This is a genomic window from Amycolatopsis sp. ATCC 39116 (genome assembly GCF_000231075.2).
GTDB classification, from domain to species: Bacteria; Actinomycetota; Actinomycetes; order Mycobacteriales; family Pseudonocardiaceae; genus Amycolatopsis_E; species Amycolatopsis_E tucumanensis.
Map to the genome: position 1 here is coordinate 38,532 of NZ_AFWY03000024.1, position 16,653 is coordinate 55,184.

Here is a 16,653-nt window from a genome sequence, read left to right on the forward strand (position 1 = left end):
CGCCAAAAGCGGGGGCCCTTCTTTTCTTTTCCAGCTCCACAACCACAACCCGCCACCCGGCAACGCCACGCACCGACCCCTCCGAGCCACCCCTCTCCCGCAACCCGATCCCCAGCCAAATCGGTTGCCGAGCCACCGGGTCAAGGCACGCTTTCCCGCCTTGACGCGGTGTCTCGGCAACCGAACACTGAAAGATCGGGTTCGGGAGGGCTCAACCGGGGCGTAGCGAAGCGAAGCCGGCGATTGAGAAACCCGCGTAGCGCCTACTCAAGCATTGACCCCACCATCGACGGTGATCACCGACCCGGTGATGAACGCCCCAGCCGCCCCAGCGACATGCGCAACAGTCGCGGCCAGATCCTCCGGTGACGCGTGCCGCCCAACAGTGGACAGCGCGAGAGAGCTCGCCGCGCGCGGCCCGTCCGCCGGGTTCATGTCCGTGTCGGTCGGCCCCGGCTGAACCACCACCGACGTGATCCCGCGAGGCCCCAGGTCCCGCGCGAACGCCCGGCTCAGCCCCACCACCGCGGCCTTCGACGCCGCGTAGGCGCTCATCCCCGGCCCAGGCACCCGCTCGCCGAGCGTGCTGCCGATCGTGATGACCCGGCCACCGGCCGGCAGGTGCCGCACCGCGGCCTGGGTCGCGACGAACACGGCCCGCACGTTGACGGCCAGCGTCCGGTCGAAGTCGGCGAGGCTCATCTCGTCGACCGTCCCGCGCGGGAAGATCCCGGCGTTGTTGACCAGCACGTCCAGCCCGCCCAGCGCTTCGGCCGCCTGGTCCACCGCCGCGGTCAGTGCCTCGGCGTCAGCGCTGTCGGCCTGCAGCGCCAGCCCCTTCCGGCCGAGGCCCTCGATCGAGGCCACCACCTCGGCCGCCCGCGAGGCGGACTTCTCGTAGGTGACCGCGACGTGCGCCCCGTCCGCCGCCAGCTTCCGGGCGATCGCCGCCCCGATGCCCCTGCTGCCCCCGGTGACGAGTGCGACCTTGCCGTCCAGCGAACCCATGGGTCCTCCATTTCTGTAGTGATCGGCACAGAAGTTAGAGCGACTTCTGTGCCGACCGCTATAGAATGCGAACCATGTCACCACGCGGGCGTCCGAGGACCTTCGACCGGGACGCGGCCCTGGACGAGGCGATGTACGTCTTCTGGGAGCGCGGCTACGAGGGCACGTCGCTGTCCGACCTGACCGCCGCCATGAAGATCGGCTCACCCAGCCTGTACGCGGCCTTCGGCGGGAAGGAGGCGTTGTTCCGGGAGGCGATCGAGCGCTACGGGGAGCGGTTCGGGCAACGGCCGCCGGAGGGGGAGACCGCGCGTGACGCCGTCGAGGCCTGGTTGCGGGAGAGCGCCCGCGGGTACGTCGAGGCGGGTCACCCGCGTGGGTGCATGGTCGTGCTGGCCGCGCTCAACTGCACGGAGCAGAACCGGCCGGTCCGCGAATTCCTCGCGGCCAAACGGCGGAACAACCTGATCGGCGTGGCCGCGCGGTTGCGACGCGCGGTAGCGGAAGGGGACCTGCCCGAAGACGCCGACGTCGAGGGAATCGTCCGGTTCTACGGCACGATTCTGCACGGGATGTCGATTCAGGCGCGAGATGGCGCCGAACTCGCGGACCTGGAAGCGGTCATCGACACGGCGATGACCGTGTGGCCGCGATTTCTGGGAAAAAAGACGGCACCCGGCTGACGGGCGTTCACCCGGGTGCCGTCCGCTTTTTCCGTTCCGGCTACTGGCCGGAAAGGGTCAGCTGCGGTTTCCCGGTGCGGATGATCGTCTCCCGCTCGGCTTCCGACAGCCCGCCCCAGATCCCGTACGGCTCGTGCACCGCGAGCGCGTGCTCCCGGCACAGTTGCAGGACCGGGCAGGACTGGCAGATCGCCTTCGCGCGGGCCTCGCGGCGCGCTCGCGCCGGCCCGCGCTCGCCGTCCGGGTGGAAGAACGCGCCGCTGTCCATCCCCCTGCACGACCCCCGCAGCTGCCAATCCCAGATATCGGCGTTCGGGCCCGGGAGCCTGCGCGTGTCTGCCATCGTGACCGCCCTCCGATTCGGTCGTGCCACCCCTGCTTAGCCGCCCGGCGATTACTCCGAATGGCGCAACGGCGGTAACGTTAGAAGCGCGCCAATAGTTGTTCAAGGGAATCCCGCTGATTCAGCCGTTAGGTTTCCCCCGGATGCGTGAGATCAGGGCCGTAAACAGGGGAAATAACGAAACCGATTCAGGTTGCCCCGTTCGAGTGGTACCGGGATATTGGGTCGGGTGAGCCGTCCCAGGGGTGCCGGTCAGGCCGAGCCGACGATGCCCGTGGCCGCCGTCGCCCGGCGGCTCGGGGTCGCGCCCTCGACACTGCGCACCTGGGACCGCCGTTACGGCCTCGGCCCGAGCAGGCACACCGGCGGCAAGCACCGCCGCTACTGCGCCGCCGACATCGGCCGCCTCGAACTGATGCAGCGCGCGCTGCTGCGCGGTGCCTCGACCGCGGAGGCCGCCCGCTACGCGCTCCAGCAGATGCCGAAGTCGTTCGGCGCCGCCCCGGAGATCGCCGCCCAGCCGCTGCCGCCGCCGGCCGAGCAGGTCAGCGCCGCGCAGAACGGCGCCGCCGCCCGCCGGTTGCGCGCCGCCGCGGTCGCGCTCGACGGCCGCGCGGTGCAGCAGACCCTCGACGACGCGATCGGCAGCGCCGGCGTCCTCGACGCGTGGGAGGGCGTGATCGCCCCGGTCCTCGACGCCTGCGGGGCCGGCTGGCCCGGGACCCCGGCCGGGGTCGAGGTGCAGGCCATGCTGAGCGAGTGCGTGCTGGCCGCCGTCGTGCGCGCGACCCCGGTGCTCGACCACCCGCGCAACCAGCGCCCGGTGCTGCTCAGCCGGGTCCCGGACGAGCAGGACGGCCTGCCGCTGCACGTGCTGGCCGCGGGCCTGGCCGCGCGGCGCATCGGCTCGCAGCTGTTCGGGCTGCCGCTGCCCGGCCCCGCGTTGTCCGCGGCCGTCCGGCGCAGCTCGCCCGCGGCCGTGGTGCTGTGGGCCGACCGCGCGGGCAACGCCGACCCGGAGCTGTTCCCAGAGGTGTCCCGCGGCGGGCTGCGCAGCCGCCTGTTCGCCGCCGGCCCGGGCTGGCGCGCCCCGGAGCTGCCGGATCGCGTCGAACGGCTGTCCGGACTGCGGACGGCGGCTGACCGCATCGAGTACGTCCTGGTAGGGAAGTAACGTGCACGAGATCGAACTCCGACGAGCGGCCTTCGGCGACCGGCCGGCGCCGCCGCCGGACGTGCTCGCCGCCGCGGGCCCGCCCAAGCGGCGCCTGCTCGGCGCGATCGTGCTCGGCGCCCAGGGCCGGTACGCGGCCGCCACCACCCTGCTCGACGGCCTCGCCCGCGACCGGGACCCGGTGGTCGCCGCGCTGGCGCTGGCCACCCTCGCCTCGCACCGCAGGCAGCTCGGCGGCCACGCCGTCGCCCGCGGGCTCGACGGCGCCGCGCTCCGCCGGGCCGCCACGGCCGTGTCGGATCCGGACCCGGACGGCCTGGACGCCCGCGGCGCGCTCGCGGACGCGCTCCTCGGGCTGGCCGCCGACCACCTCGGCACCGGGCGGCTCTCTGCGTCGCGGCGCGTCCTGGACCGGGCCGCGGGCGCGGTGGACAACTGGCGCACCCGGACCCGGCTCGGCTGGGTCACCGCGGAACTCGCGCTCGCCTCGGGTGACGCGCCGGCCGCGGTCGCGCCCGCCGAGGCCGCCCTCGACGAGGCGACGGCTGCCGGGTCGATCCGGCACACCGTCAAGTCCCAGCTGGTGCTCGCCGCGGCGCTGGGCACCATCGGGCAGAAGCGAAGAGCCGGGGAGCTCGTCTCGGGCGCGCTCGCGGACGCGGACAAGTACGAACTGTCCTCGCTCAGCTGGCCCGCCGGGCTGATCGCGGCCGATCTGTGGCCCGCCGACGCGGACCGCCACCGATCGCGAACGGCCGCGGTGTTATACGCAGTGTTACTGAGCTCCGACCCCGGAGGGAGGCGGCTGGCGCATGGTTCACCGTCGGTACCGGTCTGACCCCGGGTGCGGGGCTCCCGCCGGCCATACCGACATCCGGGCGAAGAAGTTCCAAAAAAAGCCACCGGATCGTGTCAAGGTACGGCCTCAAGCGTCCGATAGGGGATATGGAATGTCACCCGGCTGCAGGAAGGAACACCCGTGACGACGGTCTTGATCTGCGACGACCGACGCAGTGTCCGCGAAGGGCTCACCCGCGTGATGTCTGCTGTCCCCGGTGTCAGTCGCATCGACTGTGTAGCGCACGGTGACGAGTTGCTGGCCCGGTACTCGCGGCAGCCGGTCGACGTCGTGCTCGTCGGCACCCAGCGCGCGATGCCGGCCGGGGTGGAGGCGACTCGGCGGCTGGTGTCCGCCAACCCTCAGGCCAACGTGATCGTCTTCGGCGCGCCGGACGACGCCGGCAGCATCGCCGCCGCCATCGCCGGCGGGGCCCGCGGCTACCTGCGCTGGGACGCGTCCCGGCCGGAGCTGGTCGCCGCGCTCGCGCACACCCTCGCCAGCACCTCGGTGCCGGCGCCGCGCCAGCCCGCCGACCCCGGCGTGCAGCTCACCGAGCGCGAGCTCCAGGTCCTGCGCGGCATGAGCCAGGGCAAGAGCAACGGCCAGATCGGCCGTGAGCTGTACCTCTCCGAGGACACCGTGAAGACCCACGCGCGCCGGCTGTTCCGCAAGCTCGGCGTGCGGGACCGTGCGCAGGCTGTGGCGCACGGCTTCCGCCGGGGTCTGGTCTCCTGACGCGGACGCGCGGATTCAGCGAGAAATTTTCGTGTTTCCGCGCGCCGCTTCGCTCGATCGCCCCCCTGCGAACCACATCCGTGCGATACTGGGCGGCCTCGGTTCGGCGAGGCCGGCGCGGCTGTAGAGCCGACCACGCATACGCGACACCGGCGTCGCCAGGTACCGTAGGCCTCACCGGTGTGAGCGATGTGGGGATTGCCGCGCCGTTAATTTTGCACGCCTACACGTAACGCTGGGACTGTTGTCTGCGATGGCCAATGTGGGGGACGGGCTGGATGAGCCAGTCGCCGCCGCTGTCGAGGGGGATCCCCAGGCGGTGGAGCGGCTGCTGGCCGCTATCCGTCCCCTGGTGGTGCGGTATTGCCGTGCCCGGGTCGGACGACAGGAGCGGTCGTTCGCCTCGGCAGACGACGTTGCCCAGGAGGTGTGTCTAGCAGTGCTCACGGCGTTGCCTTCGTACCGTGATCAAGGGCGCCCGTTCCTGGCCTTTGTGTACGGCATCGCCCAGCACAAGGTGGCCGACGCGCATCGGGCCGCCGCGCGCAACCGGGCCGAGCCTGTCGCCGAGATCCCCGACGAGATCGAGGGCGACATCGGGCCGGAACAGCGCGCCTTGCAGGGGGAGTTGAACGAGCGCATGGCACAGCTGCTCCGGGTTCTGCCGGACAAGCAGCGGGAGATCGTCGTGCTGCGCGTGGTCGTGGGCCTGTCCGCCGAGGAGACCGCGGAAGCGGTCGGCTCGACGCCAGGCGCAGTCCGCGTCGCGCAGCACCGCGCGCTGGCCCGGCTCCGCAAGGCGCTGGCGTCCGAGGAGGTGGCCTGAGTGACCGATCGCGAAGACGTCAGACGTGAGCTCGACGAGCTCGAGTTCGAGTCGACCCTGAGTTCCTCGCGGGCGGAGTTCGAGGCGGACCTCACCGCGATCCGCGCGGACGACGGTCTGCTGGACTCGCTCGGCGGTTCCGACCCCGGCATCGCCGACGACCTGGGTGACCAGGAACTCAACGCCCTGCTGCTGTCCTGGCGACGGGACATCGACAGCGAGCCGCTCGCCGAGCTCATCGACACCGACACCGCCGTCACCACGATCAAGACGGCCGCGCTGGCCCGCCGCCACGGGCAGCGGGCGCGCCGACGCCGCCTGCTCGTGCCGGTCGCCACGGCCGCGGCCGTTCTCGCCATCGGGTTCACCGGCACCAGCATCGCCGCGCGGGACGCGCAGCCCGGCGACACGCTGTGGGGCCTGACCAAGGTGCTCTACGCCGACCACGCGCGGTCGGTCGAGGCCGCCTCCGCGGCCCGCATCGACCTGCAGCAGGCCAGCATCGCCCTCTCGCAGGGCCGCATCGCCGAGGCGCAGCAGGCGCTCGCCGAGGCCGCCGCGAAGCTGAGCCAGGTCACCGAGGAGGAGAACCTCAGCCAGCTGATGGCGGAGCACCAGCAGCTCGCCTCGATGCTGCCGGACTCGACCACCACCACGCCGAACTCGCCGACCTCGCTGCCGACCTCGGCCGCGCTGCCGCCGCCGAGCTCCACGAAGTCGCCGTCCTCGTCGACCACGACGAGCCCGCAGCAGACCACGACGCCGACCCCGTCGACGAGCAGCACGACGTCCCCGCCCCCGACGACCGAGAGCAGCACGACGCCGCCCGGCGACGGTTCCTCGGGCAACACGGTGCGCTACGACACGCCGGACTCGGGAGCAGGCCAGGCGCCTGCCGGTGTGGACACCGGCACCAGCTCGAACTGATCCGTCTTGTGAGAAGACCCGGGCGGGAGCGGCCGGGTCTTCTTTCGTTTCCGCATCCTGCCCAGGACATGACGAAGGCCCGGCCTCCCGCGGCCGGGCCTTCTCGTGGGAACAGTCAGTAGGCGCTTTCGGTGGTCGTGATCCCGTCCGCGAAACCGCGGCAGTAGTCCCAGCTCACGTAGTCAGCCGGGTTGGGGTCGAAGGCCGGCTCGTGCGGGCGCATCCGCCCGTCCGCGAGCAACTGCTCGAGGCTCGCGCGCAGCAGGTGCCAGTCGTGGAAGTGCGGTTGATCGCACTCACCGCAATCGACCACGATCCCGCGGACTCCGCGGGGCTCCAGCAGCGCCTGGTAGACCGCGAGGTCCGACAGGTCCGCCAGCAACTCGGCGCGCGCCTGCGCGTCCATCGGTTCGGCCAGCTCGTCGTCCCCGATGCCGGCGAGCTCCCGGGCGGGGTCGTCCGGGTCGTCGGCGAACGGGTCGGGGGGCAACACTTCGTGCGGCACGCGTCGCACCGTACCTGCCCGACCGGGTTGCTTGTCCAGGGCCTTTCAGTCCCTCCAAACAGGGGCGAGTTTCCCCGGTCACGTCTGGCCCCAGTCCGGCGGTCGCCGGGACGGGGGCCAGATACCATCGACGGAAGGTTCACCCGCCACTGCCAGGAAGGTCAGCCACCCCCATGACGAGCGAGTTCGCCCCGGAAGACAAGTTCGCGATGCTCGGGTTGACCTTCGACGACGTGCTGCTGCTGCCGGCCGAGTCGGACGTCGTGCCCAGCAATGTCGACACGTCGACCCGGCTGTCCCGCAACATCACCCTGCGCATCCCGCTGGTCTCCGCGGCGATGGACACCGTCACCGAGGCCCGCATGGCGATCAGCATGGCCCGCCAGGGCGGCATGGGCGTCCTGCACCGCAACCTGCCGATCGAGGAGCAGGCCGCGGCGGTCGAGGTCGTCAAGCGGTCCGAGGCGGGCATGGTCACCGACCCGGTCACCTGCTCGCCCGACGACACGCTCGCCGAGGTCGACGCCCTGTGCGCCCGCTTCCGCATCTCCGGCCTCCCGGTCACGGACGCCTCCGGCACGCTGGTGGGCATCATCACCAACCGCGACATGCGGTTCGAGCTGGACCACAGCCGCCCGGTCAGCGAGGTGATGACCAAGGAGAACCTGATCACCGCGCAGGTCGGCGTCACCGCGGACGCGGCGCTCGGCCTGCTCCGCCGTCACAAGATCGAGAAGCTGCCGATCGTCGACGGCGCGGGCAAGCTGCGCGGGCTGATCACGGTCAAGGACTTCGTCAAGACCGAGCAGTACCCGCACGCCACCAAGGACCCGGACGGCCGCCTGGTCGTCGGCGCGGCGGTCGGCGTCGGTGCGGCCGGTCACCAGCGCGCGATGGCGCTCGCCGACGCGGGTGTGGACGTCCTGATGGTCGACACCGCGCACGGCCACTCGCGCGCGGTCATCGACATGGTCGCCACGCTGAAGAAGGAGCTGGGCGACACCGTCGACGTCGTCGGCGGGAACGTCGCCACCCGGGCCGGCGCGCAGGCGCTGGTCGACGCGGGCGCGGACGCGGTCAAGGTGGGCGTCGGCCCCGGGTCGATCTGCACCACCCGCATCGTCGCGGGCGTCGGGGTGCCGCAGATCTCCGCGATCTACGAGGCCGACAAGGCGTGCCGCCCGGCCGGTGTGCCGGTGATCGGCGACGGCGGCATCCAGTACTCGGGTGACATCGCCAAGGCCATCACGGCCGGCGCGTCCACCGTGATGCTGGGCAGCCTGCTGGCAGGCACCGCCGAGTCGCCGGGCGACCTGATCCTGGTCAACGGCAAGCAGTTCAAGACCTACCGCGGCATGGGGTCGCTGGGCGCGATGCAGTCGCGGGACGGGCGCAAGTCGTACTCGAAGGACCGCTACTCGCAGGACGACGTGCTGAGCGAGGACAAGCTGGTGCCGGAGGGCATCGAGGGCCGCATCGCGTTCCGCGGGCCGCTGGCCAACGTCGTGCACCAGCTCGTCGGCGGGCTGCGCTCGGGCATGGGCTACGCGGGCGCGGAGACGATCGAGCAGCTGCAGAAGGCGCAGCTGGTGCGGATCACCGCCGCGGGCCTCAAGGAGAGCCACCCGCACGACGTCACGATGACGGTCGAGGCGCCCAACTACACCTCTCGGTGACCCCCTGCGCGCGGGTCACACCGATGGCCTAGCGACAATGGGCCGTCAACTACTGGCGGCGAGAAGGGACCTGACGTGCGCGATCTGGTCGAGATCGGCATGGGACGCACCGCGCGGCGGGCGTACGACCTCGATGACGTGGAGATCGTCCCGTCCCGGCGGACCCGGTCGTCGGCGATCGTGTCCACCGCGTGGCAGATCGACGCCTACCGGTTCGACATCCCGCTGGTCACCCACCCGACGGACGCGGTGGTGTCGCCGGACACGGCCGTGGAGATCGGCAAGCTGGGCGGGCTGGGCGTGCTGAACGCCGAGGGCCTGTGGGCCCGGCACGCCAACGCCGAGCAGGCGCTGCTCCGCGTGGTGGACGCCGCGAAGGACGAGGACCGCACCGCGCTGGTCCGCACCCTGCAGGAGCTGCACTCCGCGCCGGTGCAGCCGGAGCTGCTGACCGAGGCGATCCGCCGGGTGCGCGAGTCGGGCGTGACGGTCGCGGCGCGGGTGAGCCCGCAGCGCGCGGCCGAGCTGACGCCGCACCTGATCGCGGCCGGGGTCGAGATCCTGGTCGTGCAGGGCACGATCATCTCCGCGGAGCACGTCGCCCACGACGACGCCGACCCGCTGGACCTCAAGGACTTCATCGGTGGCCTGGACGTGCCGGTGATCGCCGGTGGCGTGTCCGACTACCGCACCGCGATGCACCTGATGCGCACCGGCGCGGCGGGCGTGATCGTCGGCCACGGCTACACCCCGGGTGTGACGAGCACCGACCGCGTGCTGGGCATCGGCGTGCCGATGGCGACGGCGATCATCGACGCGGCGGCCGCCCGGCGCGACTACCTCGACGAGACCGGCGGCCGGTACGTGCACGTGCTGGCGGACGGCGGGATGACCAGCTCGGGCGACATCGCGAAGGCGATCGCGTGCGGCGCCGACGCCGTGGTGGTGGGCGCCCCGCTGGCCGCGGCGTCCGAGGCGCCCGGCCACGGCCTGTACTGGACCGCGGCGGCCGCGCACCCGAACCTGCCGCGCTCGCGGGTCGCGGCCGGGCCGGACATCGAGGTGGACCTGAAGACGCTGTTGTTCGGCCCGTCGTCCGACGCGGAGGGTTCGATCAACCTGTTCGGAGCCCTCCGCAGGGCGATGGCCAAGACGGGCTACTCGGACCTCAAGGAGTTCCAGCGGGTGGGCCTCTCGGTCCGCGGCTGACGCTGCTGGCTCGGCGCCCGCCTGCCGCGGCCCCGCTGCGGCTGAGAAGGCTCGGCGGGCGGCGGGGCTGCATGCGGGGTGGAGCCGGGTGGGGCTCTTGGTGCGTGGCTGACGCTCGCTGGTCCGGCGCCCGCCTGCCGCGGCCCCGCTGCGGCTGAGAAGGCTCGGCGGGCCGCGGGGCTGCATGCGGGATGGAGCGGGTGCGCCTCGGCGCGGGCCTGGCACCACGCGTCGCGGGCGTTTCGCGCCGGAGCTCGGTGCGGCTGCTGGCGGCTCGGCTCCCGCATGCCGCGGCCCGGTGCGGCAGAGGAGACACCGCGGGCCTCGGACTGCATGCGGGGTGGAGCGGGTTCTCCGCGGTGCGCCTGAGGCTGTGCGTCGCGGTGTTTGCGGGTGCCTCGGTGCGGCCGCTGGTTCGGCCCGCGCGTGCCGCTGCCCGCTGCCGCTGGGAAGGCTCGGCGAACCGGGCGCGGGTCAGGGTCGCGTCAGCGTGCCCTCCACGAGCGTCGTCTGGCCGGTCACGTACTCGCTCCACACGCCCGCCGCCACTTCGGACCCCGGCTTCGCGTAGCTCTGCACGAAGCTGTGTCCGTTGTGGACCGCGCCGAACGTCACGGCGAACGCCGACGTGCTCGGCCGGTCCTGCGGCGGCGTGTCGTTCGGCGGCACGATCTCGTTCAGCCCCCAGCCGTAGTCGTCGCGGTAGTCGCCCACCACGCGCTCCAGCGTGTTCTCCAGGATGGCCCCGCTGACCGGGATGTGGATCAGCACGCCACGCCTGCCGTGGTCGAACGTCGTGTTGAACACCAGCACCTCGCCCGCCCCGCCGCGGTAGAACTCCGCCCGCCCGGAGCCGACCTGGGAGCCGTCCGGGCAGGCCGCCGCGCCCTGGGTCTCGATCACCGACCGGTCGCACGTCGGGAACAGGTGCGGGCTGAAGCGCACCGACCGGTCGAACAGGAACACGAACTCGCGCGGGGCGGCCGGCTCCACGCCGGTCGTCGTCGAGCGCTGGGCGTCGAACGTGATGGTCACGCCGAACCGCGAACCGCCGTCCGGGGCGTACACCACCGTGCCGGCGTCGATGTTCACCGGCCCGGCCACGTCAGGCTCGTACGGCCGCTGCGGGCCGTAGGGCGTGGGGTGCGGGTGGGTTTCGGCAGCGGCGGCCGGCGCGATGGTGAACGCGAGGGCGGCGGCGGCCAGTCCGGTGAGCAGGCGTGCACGCATGATCGGTTCCTCCCAGTCTGTCTGTTTTCGACGTGTCTCGAATAGTCCTCCGGAGCAGTAGAGTCTTCGTTAAGTGTCGAAGAGAGCTGAGAGCACCTTCAGGAGGACGAGACCGTGCCACTCGGCCGCTGGTCCGGCATCGCGCACCCGGAGCTCGACGAGATCACCGTCGACGACGTGCTGCACGCGCTCGCCGACCCCACCCGGCGGGCGATCATCCGCCTGCTCCAGGCCGAGGGCGACCGCCCCTGCGGCACCTTCGGCCTGCCGGTCGCGGCTTCGACGCTCAGCCACCACTTCCGGGCCCTGCGCAAGGGCGGCCTGATCCGCCAGTACGACGAGGGCAGGCAGCGCATGAACACGCTGCGCACCGCCGAGCTGGAGCAGAAGTTCCCCGGCCTCGTGGACGCGGTGCTCGCCAACGCCGAGTGAGTCAGCCCCGCAACTCCGCGCACGGCGCCACCACCGCGAACAGCAGCGGCTCGCCGGGCGGCGGCACCGGCGCGACGACGATCGTGACCTCGTCGGGGCCGGGGACGATCGGCACGGCGTAGCGGCCGTCCTCCTCGGCCACCAGCGGCACCGGCTGCGGGGGACGGACGGGCATCGCACAGGCAGCCCGCGCCTCCGCCACCGAAGCACGCCACGACGGACCGCCCGTGCGCACGCTCGGAGCCGCCCAGTCGCTCAGCACCTGCACGCCGAGGAACACCGCGACCGCCCCGCCGACCACCGTCCGCGGCCGCAGCCGGTCCAGCAGCGCCGCCACCGCGACCCACAACAGCAGCAGCGGCACGATCGTGTAGCGCGACCCATTCAGCGAGAACTCCGCGCGCTCCAGGAACCCGCCCGTGCCGCGCAACCCGACCGGCACCACCAGGTACGCCACCGAGCACACCAGACCGACCGCCGCGACCTGCCGCGCCACCCGGTCGGCGCGGCACAGCAGCACACCCGCCACCACCGCCGCCACCGCACCGACGACAGCGACCATTACCAGCCCGGCCCACTGGTACACCGGGCCCAGCAACCGGTCCCCGGTCAGCGCGCTCAGCAGCACCCGCAGCCCGTAGATCGACGGCAGTTCGCCCAGCACCGTCTCGCTAGCCCGGTACCCGGCCGCGCGGGTCAGGTGCACCCAGCCCTGCACGGCCAGCGCCACCAGCATCACCGCGGGTGCGACGCACGCGAGCAGCCGTCGCGGCGCCCGCACGATCCCGACGATCGCGGCCGGCAGCACGAGCGCGGTCAGCGGATCGGACAGTGCCGCGAGCGCCACCACCGCGGCCGAACCCACCTGCCCGGCCACCGACCGCGGTGGCGCGAGCAGCACCCAGAACGCCGCGTAGGCCAGGTACCAGTGCAGGTCGTTGACCGCCGCGTTCACCTCGAACCCGGCCTGCGGCAGCAGCGGCACGATCGCCGTCACCAGCACCCGTGCCCACGCCGACCGCAGAATCCGTCCACTGTGGAACCACACCAGCAGCGAGATCGACGCGACCACCAGCGCCGCTCCCGTGGCCAGCGCGACCGCCGCCCACGCCAGCGGCAGCGCCGCGACCGGCTCCACCACCAGCTTCGCGACCACCTGCAGGTACCCGGCGTGCGGCGTGACCAGGTTGTGCCACAAGGAATGCCGCATCGCCTGGTTCAGGAAGACACCGCCGTCCTCCGCCCACACCACGTCGTAGGCACGCAGCCCGGGCCCCCGCATGAGCTGCAGCCAGGTCGCCGCCAGCACCCAGGCCACGCTCGCCGCGACCGTCGCGGTGCGGGTCCGGTTCATTGGCGTCGCAGGACGCGGTCGGCCAGCGTCGCGGGACGCTCGTCGAGCTGCGCCCGCAGCCGTTCGTTCTGCCTGCGCAGCTCGTCGGCCTCGGCACGCAGGTCCGCGGCCTCCGTCGCGAGCCGGTCGAGCTCACGCCGCTGGCCGGCGATCGTCTCCGCCATCGCGTCCGCGTTCTCCGCGTGCGCCACCGCGTCGAACTGCAGCTGCAGCAACCGGGTGTAGAGGGCGATGCGGTTGTTCTCCAAGGTGTAGAGGAGCCGCGAGTCGCGGTACGGCCGCAGCGCGTCGAGCAGCGCCTCGTCCCGGGTCACCACGCCGACGCCGAAGATCGCCGGGATGATCGCGAGCTGCCAGCCCTCGGTCAGCGCGTCCTCGACCGCGGTGAGCACGCCGTTGCGCTCACCGCCCGCCTCCTGCGCGCACGTGAACGCCCCGAGGCCGACGAAACCGGCTCGGGTCAGCTCGTCGTGCCACACGGTCGGACCCTCCGAACTGGACGGATGCCGGTCCTCGGGGCGCAGCCGGGACGGCAGGTAGTACTGGTCCCGCCGCGAGCACGGCCACAGCACGTCGTGCAGCACCGTGACCGCGTCCGGCGCGTTCGCCCGCACCCAGGCCAGCTCGGCGCGCACGGTCGCGTAGTTGTGGTCGCCGTCCAGCACGTAGAGGTCCGCGACAGGGAGGTCGGGCAGCACGTCCGGCGAGCGCTCCTCGACCAGGTGCAGCGCCGGGTTCCCGGCGATCGCCGCGCGCAGCGACTCGGTCGGGGCCGGGTCGACGCAGTACACCGCGCGGGCGCCGAGTTCGGTGTAGATGCCGCTGACCTGCCCGGACTCGACGCCGACCTCGACCACCGTGGAGATCGGGCGGTGCGCGTAGACGACCTCGAAGACCTCCCGGAAGCAGGACAGCGAGTGCAGCAGCAGGGGCGTCTGGCGGGCCGCGCGTGCCTGGGCGTGCGGGTCGGTGCGGGTGCCGTAGTCGTTCACTTGCCGCTCCGCAGCTGCCGCACGGCGATGCGCGCCGCCGACGTGGCCAGGCCGACCGGTCCGTGCGTGCGGATCTCCTCACGCACCCGGCTGCGCATCCGGGTCAGCCGGGGCGCTGACGGCGGGTGGGCGCCGAGCCCGGTCCGGGACTTCGGCAGCACCGCGAAGGCGATCGTCACCTGCCCGGACGTCACCGGCGCGCCGAAGCGGGCGGCGACCGGGAACCACACCGCGCCCTCGTCCGCCTCGAACTCGAACAGGGTGCCGCCCAGCCACCGGCACGCGGCGTGGATCAGCCCGGCGAAGTCGGCGGGGTGTTCCCAGCGCTCGACCCGCGGCACGCTCTGGCCGGGCACGATCGCCTTCACCTCGACCCAGTCGATCCGCACCAGCGCGGGCCGCCCCGGCACCGCGAGAGCCACGTCGGTGACGTCGGCGGAGCGGAAGTCCAGGCGTGCGAACGAAAGCCCGTTGTGGTTGATCCGCACCCGGCGGCGCGGGCCGTCGTGCCATTCGCCGTCGCCGGTGCGGAAGCTCAGCCGGGTCTCGGCCGGATCGTCGGACGGCTCGAACAGGTCCGCGTCCACCTGTCTTTCCGCCAGCGCGCGGGCGCCCGCGGCCAGCCGGGTGTCCGAGGCCGCGAGCAGCGCGGGCCAGAACGCGTCGCGCATCTCCAGATCGGCCAGGTCGGCGGGGGAGAGGTAGGGGATCGCGGGCAGCAGGTCCTCCGGCACGACCCGGGTGATCAGCGCGGACCCGAAGTTGTCCTCGTGCGCCCAGTTGCCGAACACCGCGGCTTCGGCGGCCGTCGGCGCCTTCAGCGCGGACACCAGGATGTTCGCCAGCCGGTGCCGCGCGGTGCCGGTCAGGTCCGGCCAGCCGCCGTCGGCGTAGCGGTACCACTGGGCCTGGAACTCGCGGATGCCGTCCTGGACCGCGCGCCGCTGCGCCAGCTGGGCCTCGCCGTCGGAGGCCGGGCCGAGCACGGGGGAGCCGTCGTCGGCGAAGTCCAGCAGCGAGCCGCAGAAGTCGTTGATTGACTGCTCCAGCACCTCCGGGCTGCGGCTGATGGTCCGGGCGATCTCGGGCGGCTGCCCGCCCTGGCTGAGGTAGCTCTCGATGCGCAGCCCGGCCCGGTACACGCGCACCGACCGGTCGTCAGTGGCGAGGTAGAAGCCGGCCGGGCGGACGCCGGCGCCGGCCACGTCGAGCAGCCTGCCCAGGTAGTACTGGATGGTCCCGCCCCAGCCCAGGTCGACCAGCGCGGGCTCGGGCACGTCGAGCATCCCGGCCCGGCGCAGCTCGCCCAGCACGCGCTCGCGGATGCGGGTGACCGTGACGGCCAGCCGGTTGCGCAGGTGGGCGGTTTCGGTGAGCACGTCGGTGACCAGGTCGATCTCCCGGTCGTTGTCCAGGACCGTGTCCAGCGCCTCGGCCAGCGGCGGCACGTCACCGGGGCGCAGGTGCAGGGCCTGCATCAGCTGGCGGACGGTGAGGCCGTGGCGCTGCTGGATGAACTGCCGCAGCGAGTCCGGGTCGGCCGGGTCGAGCGCGGCCAGCGAGGTGACGTGCCGGGACAGCCAGACCGGCCGTGCCTCGACGTTCCAGCCGCGGGCCTGCGCGGCGTTGTTGATCAGCGTCGAGAGCAGGGTGCCCTCGCGCATCGGGCACCACAGCACCGGGATCCCGGACTGGTGGGCGCGCAACGCGACCCACTCGGCGAACCCGGTCAGCACGGGGCCGAGCACCGACGCGCCGTACCGCCAGGCCGTGCGGACCGGGGTCTGGGCCGCCTGGTCCACCCGCTGGAGCGTCTTCGCGCGCAGGCTGGTGATGCCGTAGTCGCCCTGGTCGGTGTCGAGGTGCTCGCCGAGCGGGTCCTCCAGGCCGAGCGGCTCGCGCTCCCGCTCCAGCACCGCGAGGAACTCCTCGTCGAGCCGCTCGTAGTAGACGGTCCGGACGCCCAGCTCCCGCGGCACCTCGATGTCGGCGACCGCGTTGTCCCCGATGTGCACGACCTGCTCGGGGTGCACGCCGAGGTTGTCCAGGACGATCTCCCACAGCCCGGACGCCTTGTCGAGCCCGTGCTGGTGCGAGCGGAAGATTCGGGCCTCGCGCAGCGCGCCCAGTCCCGGCCGGTCGAGCAGCTCGGCGAGGTGTTCCTCGGTGAAGTAGGTGTCCGACACCAGCACGGTCGGCACGTGGTGCTTCGCGGCCAGTTCGACCAGTTCGGCGATGTCCAGGTCGGGCACCGTGAAGTCGCGCTCGCAGGTCACCTCGGCGCGGACCAGCTCGGGCAGCTCGGCGCCGAAGATCCGCAGCGGCATGTGCTGCCAGATGTCGAACAGCGACACCTCGGTGCCCAGTGCCTCCTCGCTCTGGCGCGCCCGTTGTTCGGCGACGATCCGCATGCGCCGGAACGCGGCGGGCGTGACCCAGTCCGGGCACCGGCCGTCCCGCACGAGCCGCGCCCCCAGCACGGCGAACACGTCGGTGGGCCTGGGCGTGCGCCGCCACAGGATGGTGTCGAAGACATCCAGCGACAGCACCGCGCAGGAGCCGTCGGTGATCAGCCGGCGGACCCGGGCGAGTGAAGGCGGCAACGACAAGTCATCTCCCCAGATGTGTGATGTGATTTACAACGATAATCACTCCGATGGGGGAAATACGTTACGCGCGGCGAAGAGGTTGCCCGAACTGATCGGTAACTTACTACTG

The 16,653-nt window shown here is 72.5% G+C and carries 16 protein-coding genes; 9 read left to right on the top strand and 7 right to left on the bottom strand.

The features are described 5' to 3' along the window. Positions 1 to 267: 267 nt before the first annotated feature. Entirely contained in the window at positions 268 to 1,008 is a 741-nt protein-coding gene (locus AMY39116_RS0323260) for an SDR family NAD(P)-dependent oxidoreductase (protein WP_020420032.1), read from the bottom strand. 74 nt (positions 1,009 to 1,082) lie between these two features. Between AMY39116_RS0323260 and AMY39116_RS0323265 the strand changes: the two genes are divergently transcribed. Continuing rightward, the gene (locus AMY39116_RS0323265) at positions 1,083 to 1,691 is read left to right on the top strand and encodes a TetR/AcrR family transcriptional regulator (protein ID WP_027936168.1); all 609 of its coding nucleotides are present in this window, start codon (positions 1,083 to 1,085) and stop codon (positions 1,689 to 1,691) included. A 40-nt stretch (positions 1,692 to 1,731) separates the two neighbouring features. Here the strand turns inward: AMY39116_RS0323265 and AMY39116_RS0323270 are convergent, their stop codons facing one another. After that, the gene (locus AMY39116_RS0323270) at positions 1,732 to 2,034 is read right to left on the bottom strand and encodes a WhiB family transcriptional regulator (protein ID WP_017986683.1); all 303 of its coding nucleotides are present in this window, start codon (positions 2,032 to 2,034) and stop codon (positions 1,732 to 1,734) included. A 274-nt stretch (positions 2,035 to 2,308) separates the two neighbouring features. Here AMY39116_RS0323270 and AMY39116_RS0323275 point away from each other — a divergent pair, with 274 nt between their 5' ends. The 5 genes from AMY39116_RS0323275 (at position 2,309) to AMY39116_RS0323295 (ending at position 6,537) form a co-directional block, all read left to right on the top strand. Continuing rightward, positions 2,309 to 3,208 (top strand): MerR family transcriptional regulator, encoded by a 900-nt coding sequence (locus AMY39116_RS0323275; RefSeq protein ID WP_020420035.1) that lies wholly within the window; start codon positions 2,309 to 2,311, stop codon positions 3,206 to 3,208. A 1-nt stretch (position 3,209) separates the two neighbouring features. After that, positions 3,210 to 4,046, top strand: a complete 837-nt coding sequence (locus AMY39116_RS0323280; RefSeq protein ID WP_020420036.1) for a hypothetical protein — start codon at positions 3,210 to 3,212, stop codon at positions 4,044 to 4,046. Between the two features lie 141 nt (positions 4,047 to 4,187). Next, a complete protein-coding gene (locus AMY39116_RS0323285; protein WP_017986686.1) occupies positions 4,188 to 4,784 on the top strand; it encodes a response regulator transcription factor in 597 nt (198 codons plus the stop codon). 253 nt (positions 4,785 to 5,037) lie between these two features. After that, entirely contained in the window at positions 5,038 to 5,610 is a 573-nt protein-coding gene (locus tag AMY39116_RS0323290) for a sigma-70 family RNA polymerase sigma factor (protein WP_026153775.1), read from the top strand. After that, positions 5,611 to 6,537, top strand: a complete 927-nt coding sequence (locus tag AMY39116_RS0323295; RefSeq protein WP_020420039.1) for an anti-sigma-D factor RsdA — start codon at positions 5,611 to 5,613, stop codon at positions 6,535 to 6,537. Positions 6,538 to 6,652: 115 nt separating this feature from the next. On the opposite strand, the gene AMY39116_RS0323300 is transcribed toward AMY39116_RS0323295, so the two are convergent. Next, positions 6,653 to 7,042: a DUF5319 domain-containing protein gene (locus AMY39116_RS0323300; protein WP_017986689.1), complete on the bottom strand. Its 390-nt coding sequence runs from the start codon at positions 7,040 to 7,042 to the stop codon at positions 6,653 to 6,655. Between the two features lie 173 nt (positions 7,043 to 7,215). On the opposite strand from AMY39116_RS0323300, the gene guaB reads away from it, so the two are divergent. Together guaB and AMY39116_RS0323310 are read left to right on the top strand one after the other, a co-directional pair. Further along, a complete protein-coding gene (gene guaB / locus AMY39116_RS0323305) occupies positions 7,216 to 8,718 on the top strand; it encodes an IMP dehydrogenase (protein ID WP_020420040.1) in 1,503 nt (500 codons plus the stop codon). Between the two features lie 75 nt (positions 8,719 to 8,793). Next, positions 8,794 to 9,927 (top strand): GuaB3 family IMP dehydrogenase-related protein, encoded by a 1,134-nt coding sequence (locus tag AMY39116_RS0323310; RefSeq protein ID WP_020420041.1) that lies wholly within the window; start codon positions 8,794 to 8,796, stop codon positions 9,925 to 9,927. 474 nt (positions 9,928 to 10,401) lie between these two features. Here AMY39116_RS0323310 and AMY39116_RS0323315 read toward each other — a convergent pair whose 3' ends face one another. Then, positions 10,402 to 11,157: a hypothetical protein gene (locus AMY39116_RS0323315; RefSeq protein ID WP_020420042.1), complete on the bottom strand. Its 756-nt coding sequence runs from the start codon at positions 11,155 to 11,157 to the stop codon at positions 10,402 to 10,404. 114 nt (positions 11,158 to 11,271) lie between these two features. Between AMY39116_RS0323315 and AMY39116_RS0323320 the strand changes: the two genes are divergently transcribed. Beyond that, positions 11,272 to 11,589: a helix-turn-helix transcriptional regulator gene (locus tag AMY39116_RS0323320; RefSeq protein WP_020420043.1), complete on the top strand. Its 318-nt coding sequence runs from the start codon at positions 11,272 to 11,274 to the stop codon at positions 11,587 to 11,589. A gap of 1 nt (position 11,590) precedes the next feature. Here AMY39116_RS0323320 and AMY39116_RS0323325 read toward each other — a convergent pair whose 3' ends face one another. Genes AMY39116_RS0323325 through AMY39116_RS0323335 form a run of 3 tightly spaced genes read right to left on the bottom strand, consistent with a single transcriptional unit; the run spans position 11,591 to position 16,544 of the window. Further along, the gene (locus tag AMY39116_RS0323325) at positions 11,591 to 12,943 is read right to left on the bottom strand and encodes a hypothetical protein (RefSeq protein WP_020420044.1); all 1,353 of its coding nucleotides are present in this window, start codon (positions 12,941 to 12,943) and stop codon (positions 11,591 to 11,593) included. Further along, positions 12,940 to 13,935: a class I SAM-dependent methyltransferase gene (locus AMY39116_RS0323330; protein ID WP_020420045.1), complete on the bottom strand. Its 996-nt coding sequence runs from the start codon at positions 13,933 to 13,935 to the stop codon at positions 12,940 to 12,942. Before AMY39116_RS0323330 ends, AMY39116_RS0323325 begins: the two co-directional genes overlap by 4 nt. Next, positions 13,932 to 16,544, bottom strand: a complete 2,613-nt coding sequence (locus AMY39116_RS0323335) for a haloacid dehalogenase (RefSeq protein WP_027936169.1) — start codon at positions 16,542 to 16,544, stop codon at positions 13,932 to 13,934. The genes AMY39116_RS0323330 and AMY39116_RS0323335 overlap by 4 nt, the downstream gene beginning before the upstream one ends. Positions 16,545 to 16,653 lie beyond the last annotated feature (109 nt).

What these genes read in the sequence shown, in the direction of transcription:
- AMY39116_RS0323260 (WP_020420032.1), bottom strand. Translation starts at nt 1,008, where the DNA reads ATGGGTTCGCTGGACGGCAAGGTCGCACTCGTCACCGGGGGCAGCAGG.
- AMY39116_RS0323265 (WP_027936168.1), top strand. Translation starts at nt 1,083, where the DNA reads ATGTCACCACGCGGGCGTCCGAGGACCTTCGACCGGGACGCGGCCCTG.
- AMY39116_RS0323270 (WP_017986683.1), bottom strand. Translation starts at nt 2,034, where the DNA reads ATGGCAGACACGCGCAGGCTCCCGGGCCCGAACGCCGATATCTGGGAT.
- AMY39116_RS0323290 (WP_026153775.1), top strand. Translation starts at nt 5,038, where the DNA reads ATGGCCAATGTGGGGGACGGGCTGGATGAGCCAGTCGCCGCCGCTGTC.
- guaB (WP_020420040.1), top strand. Translation starts at nt 7,216, where the DNA reads ATGACGAGCGAGTTCGCCCCGGAAGACAAGTTCGCGATGCTCGGGTTG.
- AMY39116_RS0323315 (WP_020420042.1), bottom strand. Translation starts at nt 11,157, where the DNA reads ATGCGTGCACGCCTGCTCACCGGACTGGCCGCCGCCGCCCTCGCGTTC.
- AMY39116_RS0323325 (WP_020420044.1), bottom strand. Translation starts at nt 12,943, where the DNA reads ATGAACCGGACCCGCACCGCGACGGTCGCGGCGAGCGTGGCCTGGGTG.